The sequence below is a fragment of the Vibrio amylolyticus genome (assembly GCF_023145695.1).
GTDB lineage: Bacteria > Pseudomonadota > Gammaproteobacteria > Enterobacterales > Vibrionaceae > Vibrio > Vibrio amylolyticus.
Window position 1 is genome coordinate 116,700 of record NZ_JAJHVV010000011.1, and the last position, 13,710, is coordinate 130,409.

The 13,710-nt window shown below is 41.5% G+C and carries 14 protein-coding genes and 1 pseudogene; 4 read left to right on the top strand and 11 right to left on the bottom strand.

The window, feature by feature from the left end; translation table 11 throughout:
• Nucleotides 1-93 precede the first annotated feature (93 nt).
• Genes potC through potA form a run of 3 tightly spaced genes read right to left on the bottom strand, consistent with a single transcriptional unit; the run spans nt 94 to nt 2,835 of the window.
• Nucleotides 94-879, bottom strand: a complete 786-nt coding sequence (gene potC, locus KP803_RS17080) for a spermidine/putrescine ABC transporter permease PotC (protein WP_248010073.1) — start codon at nt 877-879, stop codon at nt 94-96.
• Nucleotides 879-1,736 (bottom strand): spermidine/putrescine ABC transporter permease PotB, encoded by an 858-nt coding sequence (gene potB / locus KP803_RS17085; protein ID WP_248010074.1) that lies wholly within the window; start codon nt 1,734-1,736, stop codon nt 879-881. Before potB ends, potC begins: the two co-directional genes overlap by 1 nt.
• On the bottom strand, nt 1,720-2,835 hold the full coding sequence (gene potA / locus KP803_RS17090) for a spermidine/putrescine ABC transporter ATP-binding protein PotA (RefSeq protein ID WP_248010075.1): 1,116 nt from the start codon (nt 2,833-2,835) through the stop codon (nt 1,720-1,722). Before potA ends, potB begins: the two co-directional genes overlap by 17 nt.
• Nucleotides 2,836-3,153: 318 nt before the next feature.
• Here potA and KP803_RS17095 point away from each other — a divergent pair, with 318 nt between their 5' ends.
• From KP803_RS17095 to ttcA, 4 genes are all read left to right on the top strand, one after another.
• A complete protein-coding gene (locus tag KP803_RS17095) occupies nt 3,154-3,987 on the top strand; it encodes a DUF2189 domain-containing protein (RefSeq protein ID WP_248010076.1) in 834 nt (277 codons plus the stop codon).
• Nucleotides 3,980-4,795: a glucosaminidase domain-containing protein gene (locus tag KP803_RS17100; protein WP_248010077.1), complete on the top strand. Its 816-nt coding sequence runs from the start codon at nt 3,980-3,982 to the stop codon at nt 4,793-4,795. The genes KP803_RS17095 and KP803_RS17100 overlap by 8 nt, the downstream gene beginning before the upstream one ends.
• A gap of 11 nt (nt 4,796-4,806) precedes the next feature.
• Nucleotides 4,807-5,463 (top strand): DUF2987 domain-containing protein, encoded by a 657-nt coding sequence (locus KP803_RS17105; RefSeq protein WP_248010078.1) that lies wholly within the window; start codon nt 4,807-4,809, stop codon nt 5,461-5,463.
• A gap of 224 nt (nt 5,464-5,687) precedes the next feature.
• On the top strand, nt 5,688-6,581 hold the full coding sequence (gene ttcA, locus KP803_RS17110) for a tRNA 2-thiocytidine(32) synthetase TtcA (RefSeq protein ID WP_248010079.1): 894 nt from the start codon (nt 5,688-5,690) through the stop codon (nt 6,579-6,581).
• Between the two features lie 92 nt (nt 6,582-6,673).
• Here the strand turns inward: ttcA and uspE are convergent, their stop codons facing one another.
• The 8 genes and pseudogenes from uspE to KP803_RS17150 form a co-directional block, all read right to left on the bottom strand.
• The gene (uspE, locus tag KP803_RS17115) at nt 6,674-7,621 is read right to left on the bottom strand and encodes a universal stress protein UspE (RefSeq protein WP_248010080.1); all 948 of its coding nucleotides are present in this window, start codon (nt 7,619-7,621) and stop codon (nt 6,674-6,676) included.
• Nucleotides 7,622-7,751: 130 nt separating this feature from the next.
• Nucleotides 7,752-8,501: a fumarate/nitrate reduction transcriptional regulator Fnr gene (fnr, locus tag KP803_RS17120; protein WP_248010081.1), complete on the bottom strand. Its 750-nt coding sequence runs from the start codon at nt 8,499-8,501 to the stop codon at nt 7,752-7,754.
• Between the two features lie 88 nt (nt 8,502-8,589).
• Entirely contained in the window at nt 8,590-9,264 is a 675-nt protein-coding gene (locus KP803_RS17125) for a sulfite exporter TauE/SafE family protein (RefSeq protein WP_248010082.1), read from the bottom strand.
• On the bottom strand, nt 9,264-9,488 hold the full coding sequence (gene ccoS / locus KP803_RS17130; protein ID WP_248010083.1) for a cbb3-type cytochrome oxidase assembly protein CcoS: 225 nt from the start codon (nt 9,486-9,488) through the stop codon (nt 9,264-9,266). Before ccoS ends, KP803_RS17125 begins: the two co-directional genes overlap by 1 nt.
• A 98-nt stretch (nt 9,489-9,586) precedes the next feature.
• A pseudogene (locus KP803_RS17135) lies at nt 9,587-11,950 on the bottom strand (heavy metal translocating P-type ATPase); the annotation flags it as partial.
• A 5-nt stretch (nt 11,951-11,955) separates the two neighbouring features.
• The gene (locus KP803_RS17140) at nt 11,956-12,435 is read right to left on the bottom strand and encodes a FixH family protein (RefSeq protein ID WP_248010084.1); all 480 of its coding nucleotides are present in this window, start codon (nt 12,433-12,435) and stop codon (nt 11,956-11,958) included.
• A 113-nt stretch (nt 12,436-12,548) separates the two neighbouring features.
• The gene (gene ccoP, locus KP803_RS17145) at nt 12,549-13,529 is read right to left on the bottom strand and encodes a cytochrome-c oxidase, cbb3-type subunit III (protein ID WP_248010085.1); all 981 of its coding nucleotides are present in this window, start codon (nt 13,527-13,529) and stop codon (nt 12,549-12,551) included.
• On the bottom strand, nt 13,529-13,702 hold the full coding sequence (locus KP803_RS17150) for a cbb3-type cytochrome oxidase subunit 3 (RefSeq protein WP_248010086.1): 174 nt from the start codon (nt 13,700-13,702) through the stop codon (nt 13,529-13,531). Before KP803_RS17150 ends, ccoP begins: the two co-directional genes overlap by 1 nt.
• Nucleotides 13,703-13,710: the final 8 nt, after the last annotated feature.

The window sequence follows — 13,710 nt, forward strand, 5'->3', positions numbered from 1 at the left end:
TAAATTAATAAGCTGTAAACTTGGCATAAGCATAGGAAAAAAAACGAATATTTCAACTTTTTACAGTGCCTTTTTATAGAATTCTTCCTTCATTTAGCGATCTTCATTTCTTTCGAGCCCATCTCGACTAATAAATTGAGATAGCCCCACTAGAAATAACGAAACGATGAGCATGACCGTGGCTAACGCATTCACTTCTGGAGAGATCCCAACTTTAACCATCGAATAGATTTTTAACGGTAATATTTCATAAGCCGGACCAGTCACAAACGAGCTAATAATCACGTCATCAAGAGAGAGTGTAAAACTCAGTAACCAACCGCCTGCAATCGCTGGTTTAGCGATTGGCATGATTATCTTAGTCAATATCGTCCATTCGCTCGCGCCGAGGTCTTTCGCAGCCTCTAACATCTTCACATCAAAACCTTTGAGGCGGCTGTATACGGTAACAACGACAAACGGTAGACAAAACGTGATATGAGCGATCAACAGCGTCAAGAACCCGAGTTGAACACCAATCACTAGAAACAGCGCTAAGAACGATATTGCCATAACGATGTCAGGCGACATCATGACAACGAAGAGCAAACTGTTAACCGCAGACTTTCCCTTAAATTGATATCGAAAGAGGGCAACGGCGGTTAAACTACCAATAATCGCTGCAGCCGTTGCTGAAAAAACAGCAATGTTAATCGAGTGCCAAGCCGCTTGCATTAAGCTGTCGTTGTTCACGAGTGCTTGATACCACTTGGTGGTGAATCCCCCCCATTTCATGCCAAATTTGTTGTCATTAAATGAGTTAACAATGAGCACGATAATCGGTAAGTACAAAAAAAGGTAGACTACGCTCATGAAGCTGTATTTAGAAAAGCGTCCCATTAGCTTAGCTCCGAATTACGGTCAAATAGCTTACCGGCTTTATAATAAGCAAAAAGTAATAGTGCCATAGCAGCGGTGAGTGCAATACTTGTGGCTGCACCAAATGGCCAATCGCGCGCATTGAGTACCTGACTTTTTATCACATTACCTATCAGCAAGTTTTTAGCACCACCAAGTAAATCAGCCACATAGAACATACCTAGTGCAGGCAATAAGACGAGTAGGCATCCTCCAATGATACCTGGCATAGTCAGTGGCAAGATAATTTTGGTGAAGGTTTGAAACTTGGTTGCTCCGAGATCTTTGGCTGCTTCAATGTAGGAGCCATTCAGTTTTTCAATAGCAGAGTACAGCGGCAATATCATAAATGGTAATAATACGTAGACCAGCCCAATCATTACGGCGGTTTCTGTGTACATCAATCGAATTGGCTTTTCGATAATATCTAAAGCCAACAAACTCTTGTTAAGAACTCCTTGTGTGCCGAGTACAATCTTAAGGCCATAGGTGCGAATTAACGAGTTAGTCCAAAATGGAATGATGACCAAAAACAACATAAATGGACGAGTGTTCTTAGGCATTTTAGTAATAATATAAGCGAACGGATAGCCAACCACTAAGCATAAAAGCGTTGCTATCGTTGCCATATAAAACGAATGCCAAACAACCTTTATGTATAGAGGGTCCGCCAATCTCACATAATTGTTAAGTGTAAACGTGAAATCGATAAGATTAGCTTCATCACGAGTCAAAAAGCTCGTCGCGATAATCATGAGATTAGGCACGAAAACGAAGAGCGTTAACCAGCCAATTATGATGGCGAGAATGGTATTTCTGAAGTTAAACAATTTGAGCATCGGTCAACACCACTTCCCAAGTTTCAATCCAACTGATCGAGACTTTTTGTCCTAGAGAATGATCAACGTCGGGATCATCTTCGTTAAAGAACTCACTGGTCATAACTCGCATTCCTGAAGGGAGCTCAATAACAGAATCAAGCGTCATTCCTTTGTAAGTTCTATCGATAACGTGACCGACAATTCCCTGCTCATCAGACTCTTTGATTTCAGTCACCTTCAAATCTTCAGGGCGCAGTAAAACGTGTAATGAATCCTCGGAATCAACCATTCGATCATGATGAACGATGACTTCTGCGCCTTCGATATTAACCAGAACTCTCTTGTCATCGACTCGTGATACGACTGTCGCTGAAAAGTTGTTTATCTCACCGATAAACTCAGCGACAAACAAATTTTTAGGCTCTTCATAGATCTCTCTAGGCGTACCGTCTTGCTCAATGACACCGTCTTTCATCACGATGATTCGATCTGACATCGAAAGAGCTTCTTCTTGATCATGGGTTACAAAAATAAAAGTGATGCCGAGTTTACGTTGGAGCTGCTTGAGTTCCGACTGCATCTGTTTACGCAATTTATAATCTAAAGCTGAAAGGGACTCATCTAGGAGAAGAACCTTAGGCTTATTCACAACCGCACGAGCAATGGCAACTCGTTGTTGTTGGCCACCCGATAACTGGTGGGGCATGCGGCTCACGTGATCCTGCAGTTTCACCATGACTAAAGCTTCCAATACCCGCTGCTTAATCTGCTCAGTCGGTACTTTTTGCATACGAAGTCCAAAAGCAACGTTTTCAAAAATAGACATATGTGGAAACAACGCATAACTTTGAAATACAGTATTTACATGACGTTGTTCTGCGGGAACATGAGTAATGTCGACATCATCAAGAACAATACGCCCGACGTCGGCTAATTCAAATCCAGCGATCAACCTCAACACGGTTGTTTTGCCACAGCCAGAAGGCCCTAGAATGGTTAGAAACTCACCGTGATTAACATCGATTGAGAGTTCGTTAATGACTCTTTGCCCATCAAAACTCTTACTAATTGCAGATAATTGAATAATAGGCAATGAGTTACCTGTTAATGTATTCAAGGCTTTCTGTTCTCCTTACGGGGGTGTGGGTGCTTATATTCGAGTGTAATACAAGATAGAATATTGGGCGGATGATAATCATCAATTTAGTGAATTAAAAGCGTTTTCATATTGATCAGTGAACTTTTTTAACGCATTACCTTAGAGTAGTCTTATTATCTCGATAAAAATGATAAAAACGAAGAATTATCATACAAATATGTAAGAATTTTAGGATAAATATCAGTTCAGATTTTCGTATAAATGCTATTTAAGTATAATGCGGCTAATTTTATCAAATCAGTAATTAGAGCAATAAAGATTGCTACGGGCATTAGAATGAACAACGACATTAAGAAAGACTTCAACCTCGGCGGTAGTGTAGAAAAAGCCCTATCCGGCGACTACGAATTAAAAGTCGGTGACGTGTTAAAAGAAGCGGGGAGTATTACTGTTAAGCACTTCCTTTCATTCACACCTTCAGTAATGATTCTGCTGATTGTGCAATTGGCAATATTCTATATCGCCCTCAAGCTTCAACTTGGTGATCCATCGATTATCCTTACGATTCTTGACAATCCTGATGGCTTCAACCAATCAATGGTTCAAGCGATTTTTGTGGCTAACTTCAGTTACGAAGTCGTCAGCGCCCCGATTTTTGCGGGAATCAGCCTAATGGCCATGAGTCATGCAGCGGGCTTGAACACTAAATCACGTCACATTGGAAAGGGGTTACAATTCACTGTACCTGTTATTCTAGCGACGCTTTTTGCTCTTGTTCTTCAAGGCATTGCTGGGGCGGTATTACCATTTGTATCGTTATATCTTTCATTGGCCTTTAGTAATTCAATCCTACTTGTTTGTGAAAAACGTGTTTCGCCCCTTCAATCATTGTGGCTATCACTTCGCGCTGTAAATAAGAAAATTTTCACCATCGCTGCCATCTATTTCGTTGTTACAATGCTATTTGTCGCAGCCGCAATGTTTTATGGCATCGGCCTTATCTTTGTGTTGCCATTCTTCTTCCATGTTAAGGGGATTATCTACCGTAATATGTTTGGTATTAAATTAAAGATTGTTGCTACAGATAGATCAGATGATGACACGCCAAATGACGATACCCCAACGACGAAAGATGATCACAACAAGGACTCGGACGTTTTCAATGCGTAATAAATTAGTATTAACAGTAGTTTCAGCTGGAATCGTCACCGCCATTGCTTTCTGGCAGAGTGAACAATCAGAAATAGAACCTGTTGTGATTCAAGATGAACAACGAGAAGTACTGGTTCAAGCACATAGTATTGATACTGCACCTGACTTTGCGTCTATTAATGATATACAGCAGAAGAAAACCGCATTTTTTGATTACTTAAAACCAGGTATTGCGTTAGAGAACAAGCGGATCCTTAAGGAACGCGCTCGTTTAGAACAAATTCAAGCACACTTTAATAATAACGAGCTAACCTCTGAAGATGGCTCTTATGCAGAACGATTAGGGCAACTTTACCAAGTCGAAGTTCCGTCAGAAGGCATCAATGCAAAATGGATTGATATGATGCTACATCGCGTCGACGTATTACCAGAAGCCTTGGTGTTAACCCAAGCAGCAAAGGAGTCTGGTTGGGGAACATCTCGTTTTGCAACGCAAGCCAACAATTACTTTGGTCAGTGGTGCTATAGTTCTGGCTGTGGTGTCGTACCTGAGCAGAGAAAAGAGGGCATGACTCATGAAGTCGCGTCATTTAGCTCTGTTCAAGAGTCTATCCATCGTTACTTTATGAACGTCAATCGCAATAGAGCCTATCAAGATTTAAGAAACATACGCTTCGATCTTCACTCTAATAACCTCGATCTACTCGATACCGACAGTGCTATCGAGTTAGCAAATGGATTGATTCGTTATTCGGAGCGTGGCCAACCTTATGTTGATGAGATTCAAAGTATGATTCGTTTTAATCAGCCCTTCTGGACTAAATAATAAGAAACTGTATGAAAAAATTATCTTCGTTGTTAATTGCGACAACCGTTCTTCTCACTTCGCTACCTTCTACTGCACAAGAGTATCGATTTACGTATTCAAAGCTATACACACAAATGAAGAATAACCTGAATGAAGGTCACGATGACGTTAAGGTAGGGTTCTTCTTTGTTAACGCACAGACTCGAGAGCTGTGTAACATCGAAAAAGCATGGATGGAAAAAGAAGAACATTATGAAGAGCTTCAAGTCGCCTCTAATAATGAACTAATCGTTCCACTAGACAGCCATTTACGCAACGCTAATCCCCTTGTTTATGTACACACTCCAAAATCATTACAGTGTGACTTCTCTATGGTCGTCCTGACGAAAGAACCATTGAAGGGTGAAGTACATTACGAGAAAATCAGCCAATACCTGCCTCAAATGAAAGCGATGCTCGATGATCTAGGCGGTATGTTCTCAAGTTGGTTCTCTCCTGATGTAGAAGGCGTAACTCTAGAATTTGCTAATAGTTTGAACGGCAATATTGAGTTATCTCAAGGTGGATTAATTCCGATTAAAAATGGCTTAGCAACAGTATTACTAGCCGAGATTGGCGAGGGCGAGTCGATGACACTGCCCCAAGAGACAACTAGGGTTTTGCCTTACATCCCAAGTGCCCAATAGTCGGTTAATTAGTATTCCTATTTTTAAAAATAGCCTTTCGTAAATGTAATATAAGAGCAGCCTTTTGGGTTGCTCTTTTTTATTCGCGATACCCTTCCTACATGTCTTTAAGTCAAAGTTCTCTCGTAGGGATTTAATCCCGCCATAAAAGTCCGTATAATCCACGCCCTTAATCATCATGTGAAAACATTTTGTTGTTACGATAAGTTATGTGTGAGCAAGCAATGAGCCAAACAGAAACAAGAAAAGAGACACTAGAGCTAAATAAACTTCAAAAACGCCTAAGGAGAAATGTTGGAAATGCCATTATTGACTACAACATGATCGAAGAAGGTGATGTTGTGATGGCCTGTATAAGTGGAGGTAAAGACTCTTTTGCAATGCTCGATATTTTACTTCAACTTCAAAAAGCTGCCCCGATCAAGTTTGAGGTCATTGCTGTTAACTTAGACCAAAAGCAGCCAGGTTTTCCAGAGCATATCCTGCCAGAGTATTTTGAAACTCTTGATACCCCGTATTATATCGTTGATAAAGATACTTACTCTGTCGTCAAAGAAAAGATCCCTGAAGGAAAAACAACATGTGGGTTGTGCTCTCGTTTACGCCGCGGAACATTGTACTCTTTTGCTGAAAAAATTGGCGCGACAAAAATTGCACTCGGTCATCATATGGATGACATCGTCGAGACTATGTTTTTAAACATGTTCCATGGCGCACGTTTAAAAGCGATGCCACCAAAACTACGTTCTGATGATGGACGTAATGTGGTTATACGACCATTAACTTATTGTCGTGAAAAAGACCTCATTACTTACGCTGAACATAAAGAGTTCCCAATTATTCCGTGTAATTTATGTGGCTCTCAAGAGAAGCTAGAAAGACAATCAATCAAAGCGATGTTGGTCGATTGGGATAAGAAGACCCCTGGTCGAATTGAGAAAACATTTAAGTCTATTCAGAATGTTAGCCCTAGCCAGTTGGCGGATAGAGAGCTGTTCGACTTTGTTAACCTCCCATTAGATAGGGAAGGGACGAGAGAAGAATATGAGTTCAATGAAGCGACCGTCTCTTCTACCAATATCGATGAGTCACTTTATATCGATGTTACGCATATCTAGGTAAAAGCAGAGGAAGGTTACTAACTTCCTCTAATACTAATTGATAAAAGTCACTATTATGTACTTATTGCGCATGCGTCAGTGGCTTTTGACTATACCGCGGTTTGTGGATCCAGTGGGCTGACATAACCATGGGGTTTAAGAGCTAAAACATCACAATTTATCTTATCGATAACGTGCTCTGCCGTATTACCTATAAATACGGCAGACAGACCAGTACGCCCCGTTGTTCCAAGAATCACCATCGCAGCATTAAGCCTACTCGCGACCTCCGGAATCACATCCTCTGGCAAACCTTGCTCGACAATCGTCTGCTCTTCATCAAATGAGTGCTTTTGGCGTAACGCTTTCATAGAGGTTAAATGGTGTCCGCGAACAGCGTCAGTGTAAGTTGTTGGATCAAATTCTGGTAGCTCTATCGTGATATTAGCAGGGGTTACTGGGTAAGCATTAACTAGATATGAATTAGCATCAAGGCGCTCAGATAAGTTAGTCAGCTGTTTTACCATGCGATCGTTAAGGTCACTGTGTGTCTCATTCTCAGATCCAACATGTACAGAAGCAATGATATTTGCATCTTCTGGCCAATATTCACTTTTAACGAGTAATACAGGGCAAGGCGACTTTCTTAGTAAATGCCAATCAGTTGGAGTGAATATCACAGATTCAAGAACATCGTGAGTTCGAGTGCCTTTAATCAGGATGTCATGTGAACCAGAGAAAACTTCTGCAATGATCGCTTCATAAGGGCGGTTATGCCACACCACTTTAATTTCAAATTCAACGTCACTACTTAGGTAAGGCTCAGCGACTTTTTTCATCCACTGCTCGCGCTGATGAATAACACCTCTTCTCATTGCATCACGCTCATCCATTGAGAGCATTGAGGTCATATCGTATGAAAAATCATAAATGGATAGAAAGAACATTACATGGCTAGTTGACTTACTTTTGGATGCCAACTTCATTGCTCGGGCTAGGGCAGGCTGTTGATCATTATTGATATCAGCAACCACTAATATCTTGTTATATATACTCATGCGCTTACCTTAAATGTTTAGGGCTATATACCTAATGTAGCGCAGATAGAGGAATTAGTATGAGAAAAAAGAGAGGAAAGTTTGTGGAAGTATGATGCAGCTCATTAATGAGCTACATCATTGAAGTTACTTATGATTCTGATGATACACCAGCTAGTTTCATTAACGCATCGTGGTCAACAATTGTGATGTATTTACCTTTAACACATAAGATTTCTGATTTCTGAAAACGACCCAACAAACGGCTGATCGTTTCAACGGTTAAACCAAGGTAATTACCTATGTCACCACGCGTCATCGTCAAACGAAACTCGCGAGGGCTAAATCCACGCTGAGAGAAGCGGGTAGACAGATTGTACAAAAATGCCGCCAAACGCTCTTCTGCATTCTTTTTAGAAAGCAGTAGTATCATTTCTTGGTCGCCCTTAATCTCATTACTCATTAAGCGCATGATCTGCTGACGAAGCTTAGGCATTTTACCGGATAAATCGTCTAAGATTTCATAGGGAATTTCACAAACCATAGATGTTTCGAGAGCTTGAGCAAAACTTGGATGACAATCATCAGTGATAGCATCAAAACCAACCAAATCACCCGCTAAATGGAAAGCGGTAATTTGTTCATCACCTTGCTCAGTAATGGTATAACTTTTGATAGTACCAGAGCGGATAGCATAGAGTGATTTCAGTTCATCACCCGCTTTAAATAGCTCTTGGCTTTTCTGGATTGGTTTTTTTCTTTCAATGATATGGTCGAGCTGATCTAGCTCAGATTCGCTTAATGTAAATGGGATACACAGCTGGCTAATACTGCAATCTTGACAGTGGATCGCGCAACCGCCGGATGAAATGCGACTTGTACCTGGCTTTTCAGAAATCATAACAACCTTTCACAATTTGATATACATCAATATTTTACCACCGCTTAACACTAAAGGGTAGTTTTAAAAATCAAACTAAATCACGCATTTATAAACTAAATGATAAAAGTATTAACGCGGCATATGCGGTATAAACACCATAGAGCAGAATACAGCTAGCGCCGATAGTTCGAAATAGTGAGGATTGCTGTATCTTTTTTAAGTGCGTGGCACTATACCCAATTAACAGCATGGCAGGAAGTGTTCCTAGCCCAAAACAAAGCATAATGAGAGCTCCGTTTACGGCACTTCCTGATATTGCTGCCCAGGTCAAAATAGAGTAGACCAAACCACATGGTAACCAACCCCAAACGAAGCCAAACGGTAGTGCATACAACGGTTTTTTAAGTGGTAGCAATGATTGCCCTATAGGAGATAGGTATTTCCAAAAGCGCTGCCCAATCTTTTCAAATGCGAGCAAACCAAACCACCATCGACCTACGTATAGCGCAAGGATAATCATAAAAATTGCAGCAACTAAGCGTAACCATGCAAGGGCTTGATTAAGTTGGGTGAACTCTATAAGGGTAGATACTGTACTGCCAATAATAGCGCCAATGGTTGCGTAACTAAGCAATCGGCCTGTGTTGTAATAAATCGGTATCATACGCGAGTTTTGTTGATGACCAATACTCAACGCCGAAGCGAGACCACCACACATACCCATACAGTGGCCCGCACCAATGAATCCGATTAAAAAGGCGCCCATCCAGTCAATAGACATTAGTCATCAACCTTATCTTCACCTGTTTGTTTATCGATAGACTTACTGGCTACTGGCTGCTGAGGTTTTGTTTCATTGTGAACCTTGTCATCTTCAAACAAGATGTTGTGCCCCTGACGCTCTAAATCCTCAAACTGGTCACTTTTTACAGCCCACAAGAAGATGCCAATAGCCACACAAACGAGAAGAATGGCAATAGGAATTAATATATATAGACTTTCCATTAGTTAAGGTGCTCTTTAGCTGCTACTTGTTGTTTAGGCGTAGCTTTCTGTTTCGATATGGATTGCTCATTCATTGGCGTAGAACTTCTTGACGACTTTTTCTCTTTGAGCAATCGTAATGAGTTCGTAACAACAATGATTGAGCTTGCTGACATACCGAAAGCCGCAATATAAGGGGCGACTAAACCAGCCATCGCCAATGGAAGGATAAGTAAGTTATAGCCTAATGACCACGCCAAATTCTCTCTAATGATTTTACGCGTTTTCAGCGCCATTTCACGTGCTTCTAATAGACGGTCTAACCTATCTCCAAGTAGAACCATGTCTGAAGACGCTTTAGCAACATCAGTACCACCGCCCATTGCGACAGAGATATGAGCACCGGCAAGAGTAGGGGCGTCGTTTATTCCATCACCAACCATCATAGTCACATCGTCATCGAGTTGATTAAGATAATCGAGCTTATCCTGTGGTTTTGCAGACGCAACAACCTTCTCTATCCCTATTTTACTCGCTACGAGGTCGGCGTTGTTTTGCGTATCACCAGTGAGAAGCGTGACCTTAATACCTGCTTCTTTAAAGCGCTTAATGAAATTTTCGCTCTCTTTACGAATAGGATCATTGTAGGTAAAGGTAGCTAAATGAACATCATCGAGAGAAAGGTAAATACTATTCACTTCCGCAAGTGAAGCGTTACCAAGAACAAAATTAGCACTACCGATTTTTACCTGCTTTCCTTGATATGAACCTAAAATACCTGAGCCAATAATGTTCTCAATGTTAGTCACATCAACTTCAGTTTGTGATTCAAACTGATTGAACGCTCGCGCAATAGGGTGGTTGGCATGTGATTCAAGTGTGGTAGCTAATGCGATACAGGTGCTTTGATCAATAGTCGACGTAATCTCAATGTTACTTATTTCGATATTACCGCAAGTTAGGGTCCCCGTTTTATCAACGATAAGATGATTCACCTTACATAAGGTTTCGAATACGTGGTTTTTTCTCAGTAAGATGCCAAAGTTACCCATCCTAGAGGTTGCACAAGTCAACGCTGTCGGGGTAGCTAATGAAAGCGCACAAGGGCAGGTAGCAACCAACACTGAAAGCATGATCCAAAAAGCATCATCAGGTCGAGTACCTTGCCAATAATACCAAGTACTTGCGGCTATGACTAAAGAGACGGCGACAAAGTAGCGTGCTACAACATCAGCCAGTTTAGCAATCGCTGGTTTAGACAGCTCAGCTTCGTCTTGCAGGCGTACGATATTAGAAATGACTGAGTTTGCTTTAGAGGCTGTTACTTCTAGCTCAAAAGAATCATCGCCATTAATAGTACCAGCGAATACAGTGTCTCCTTGAACTCTCACTACCGGTAGTGATTCACCCGTAAGCATAGATTCGTCGATATGGACTCTTCCGAAAGCGATAATCCCATCAGCAGGAACATGTTCACCAGGTAATACGCGAAGTTTGTCTCCGACTTTTAATGATTTAACAGGTATTTGATTTCCATCTAGCGTGGTAGCCACGGCTGGTATCAATTTAAGAAGGTTTCCACTCGCCGCTGCTGCCTTTCGCCTTGCTCGCATCTCAAGAAAGCGACCGATAAGCAAGAAGAAGGTGAACATTGAAATAGATTCGAAGAACACTTCTCCTTTTTCATTAACCGTTGCGACAACACTTGCAACGTAAGCAAAGATCAATGCGATAGAGACGGGGACATCCATACCTAGAGTTCTGCCGCGAATGCTTCTCCATGCGTTCATGTAAAACGGAAGGGCTGAATAGACCAGTACTGGTGTTGCAAAAATTAAACTGACCCAACGAAAGTAGTTTTTAAATTCAGGTTCTAAATCGCCGAAGACCTCTAAATACAGCGCAACCGCAAGCATCATCACCTGCATTGTCGCTATACCAGCTATACCCAAACGATAAAGGTACTGTTTCATTGAGTGATGGTAAGACGCTTCATGCTTATCAGCTTCAAAAGGCGCGGCTTTATAGCCCAAGTTATGAATTTTAGCGAGAAGCTCACTCAGTTTTACTTTTGAGTTATCCCAAACTAATAAAGCACGATTGGTTGTGGTGTTAACCCGAATAGATTGAACACCACTGATCCCGCTGACGTGCTTTTCAATTAACCATGCACAAGCCGCACATGAAACACCATCAACAGACAAGGTCACTTCTGAGCTATTTTCGGTGTGCCGAACAAACTCAGATTGAACTTCATCATTATCATAGTGGATGAGTTTTAATAGCTCTTCAGGGACTAAGTCGACTTTTTCAGCAGGCTCTGTTCTAAATTGATAATAAGAGATAAGACCGCTATCGACGATCGTTTGTGCCACTGTCTCACATCCAGGGCAGCACATATCTCTTATCTCATCCAGTATCTCTACTTTAAAGTCCGTGTTGACTGGTACTTCTTCACCGCAGTGATAACACGATTTACACATAATAATTAGTTCGACAGTTTAATGGATTGTTCGGTAGGGAATTCAACACGGCCTTGGATTAGCCAATGCTCGTCATGTGGGCTCAATTCAACAAACCATGGGCCTTGAAGCCCATTATCAAGAGTAATTCTATATTGGCCAAATGCATCCGAGGTAACAAGTTTAGTGAAATCACGATCTGGGAGTGTACGATGAGCGAACATCGCAGTGACTGCAGGGTAGTGAGCAAGTTCACCTTTCTCTAGTTGAATCACCACAGCGTTATCTTCTGAGCGAACTGTCGCTTTAAGGCCTAACTCTTCTGCTACGTTAACCCGAGAGATATCGACGTTTATACCTTTCCCTTTTTTGTAATAGTCTTCAGTGACTAGGTGAACCGAATGATTGGTAAGAATGGCGACTCGAACTAATGTCAGCATAGAAACACCAACGGTTAGGGAAAGTAAAAACCAGGGCCAAAACTGCTTATACCAAGGCTGTTCCATATATGACTCTCAATAAATAATGAAATAAAATTAATTAATAACAAACACTTAACACATTTACTTTAAAAGAAAAACAGCCCCTAATAAAGGGGCTGTTATTGAAATGTTACTTATTATTTTTGCTCTGTGTTGGTTAGCCCCCATACGTAGGCTGAGACAAGTTGAACCTTATCCTCACCTAGTATGTCTTTCCAAGCTGGCATGACACCAGAGCGGCCATACATAACCGTTTCCGTTACGTCTGCACGTGAACCACCAAACAACCAGTTTTGGTCTGTTAGGTCGGGGGCACCTACAAGAGGGTTACCCTTACCGTCTGTACCATGACACGCTGCACAAACCACGAATCTCGCTTTACCAGCGGCGGCTTCTTTAGCGTTAACAGAACGACCAGAAAGACTCAATGTATAGGTAACAACTTCAGCGACACCTTCTTCACCCAATGCGTCTTTCCAACCAGGCATTTGACCAACACGACCGTGCATAACAGATGTCAGAATAGCTTCAGGTTCACCACCATATAGCCAAGCGTTATCTGTTAGGTTAGGGAAGCCTTTTTGACCACGAGCATCAGAACCGTGACACTGAGAACAGTTTTGTAGGAACAAGCGCTGACCAACTTTAACCGCTTCAGAATCTTCCGCGATGTCAGGGATAGCTTTTAGCGTTGTACCGTCTTCGTTGTATGCTAAGCGTTTAAATGCCTCGCCAAAGTAAGTATCAGCATCGTCTAACTCTTTTGCATATTGGTTAAGTTGCTTATTTTGCTGAGCGTTAGCAATAGATGCACGCGATTCTTCAATAGAGCGAACCGTTTGATCTGAACTTGTCCAACCTAATACACCTTTGAAGTTACCTAAGCCTGGGTAAAGGATAAAGTAAACAACAGCGAAAACTAGGGTACTAACGAAGAGATAACTCCACCATTTCGGTAGTGGGTTATTAAGCTCACGAATACCATCGTACTCGTGTCCCATATCTTCACCAGCTTCAACACCTGTTTTGTCATTGCTACACCAACGTAGTAATGCAGCACAACCGATCAACGTACCGATGGTAATTACAGTTACAAAAACACTCCAGAATGTACTCATTATTTCGTCACTCCTTCGTCCGTTTTATTCGCTGGAAATTCATCATCGAATACCAAATTTGCGTCTTCATCGAAGCGAGACTTACGGTCTTTCCCAAAAGCCCACCATACAATCCCCATGAAACAAGAAAAAACGGTAACAGTCCAAACACTTTGAAAAGTAATAATATCCATAATTATGC

Bases quoted from the DNA above. Each gene is read 5' to 3' on its own strand.
- potC (WP_248010073.1), bottom strand. From the start codon at position 879: ATGGGACGCTTTTCTAAATACAGCTTCATGAGCGTAGTCTACCTTTTT.
- potB (WP_248010074.1), bottom strand. From the start codon at position 1,736: ATGCTCAAATTGTTTAACTTCAGAAATACCATTCTCGCCATCATAATT.
- KP803_RS17095 (WP_248010076.1), top strand. From the start codon at position 3,154: ATGAACAACGACATTAAGAAAGACTTCAACCTCGGCGGTAGTGTAGAA.
- KP803_RS17100 (WP_248010077.1), top strand. From the start codon at position 3,980: ATGCGTAATAAATTAGTATTAACAGTAGTTTCAGCTGGAATCGTCACC.
- KP803_RS17105 (WP_248010078.1), top strand. From the start codon at position 4,807: ATGAAAAAATTATCTTCGTTGTTAATTGCGACAACCGTTCTTCTCACT.
- ttcA (WP_248010079.1), top strand. From the start codon at position 5,688: ATGAGCCAAACAGAAACAAGAAAAGAGACACTAGAGCTAAATAAACTT.
- uspE (WP_248010080.1), bottom strand. From the start codon at position 7,621: ATGAGTATATATAACAAGATATTAGTGGTTGCTGATATCAATAATGAT.
- fnr (WP_248010081.1), bottom strand. From the start codon at position 8,501: ATGATTTCTGAAAAGCCAGGTACAAGTCGCATTTCATCCGGCGGTTGC.
- KP803_RS17125 (WP_248010082.1), bottom strand. From the start codon at position 9,264: ATGTCTATTGACTGGATGGGCGCCTTTTTAATCGGATTCATTGGTGCG.
- ccoS (WP_248010083.1), bottom strand. From the start codon at position 9,488: ATGGAAAGTCTATATATATTAATTCCTATTGCCATTCTTCTCGTTTGT.
- KP803_RS17140 (WP_248010084.1), bottom strand. From the start codon at position 12,435: ATGGAACAGCCTTGGTATAAGCAGTTTTGGCCCTGGTTTTTACTTTCC.
- ccoP (WP_248010085.1), bottom strand. From the start codon at position 13,529: ATGAGTACATTCTGGAGTGTTTTTGTAACTGTAATTACCATCGGTACG.
- KP803_RS17150 (WP_248010086.1), bottom strand. From the start codon at position 13,702: ATGGATATTATTACTTTTCAAAGTGTTTGGACTGTTACCGTTTTTTCT.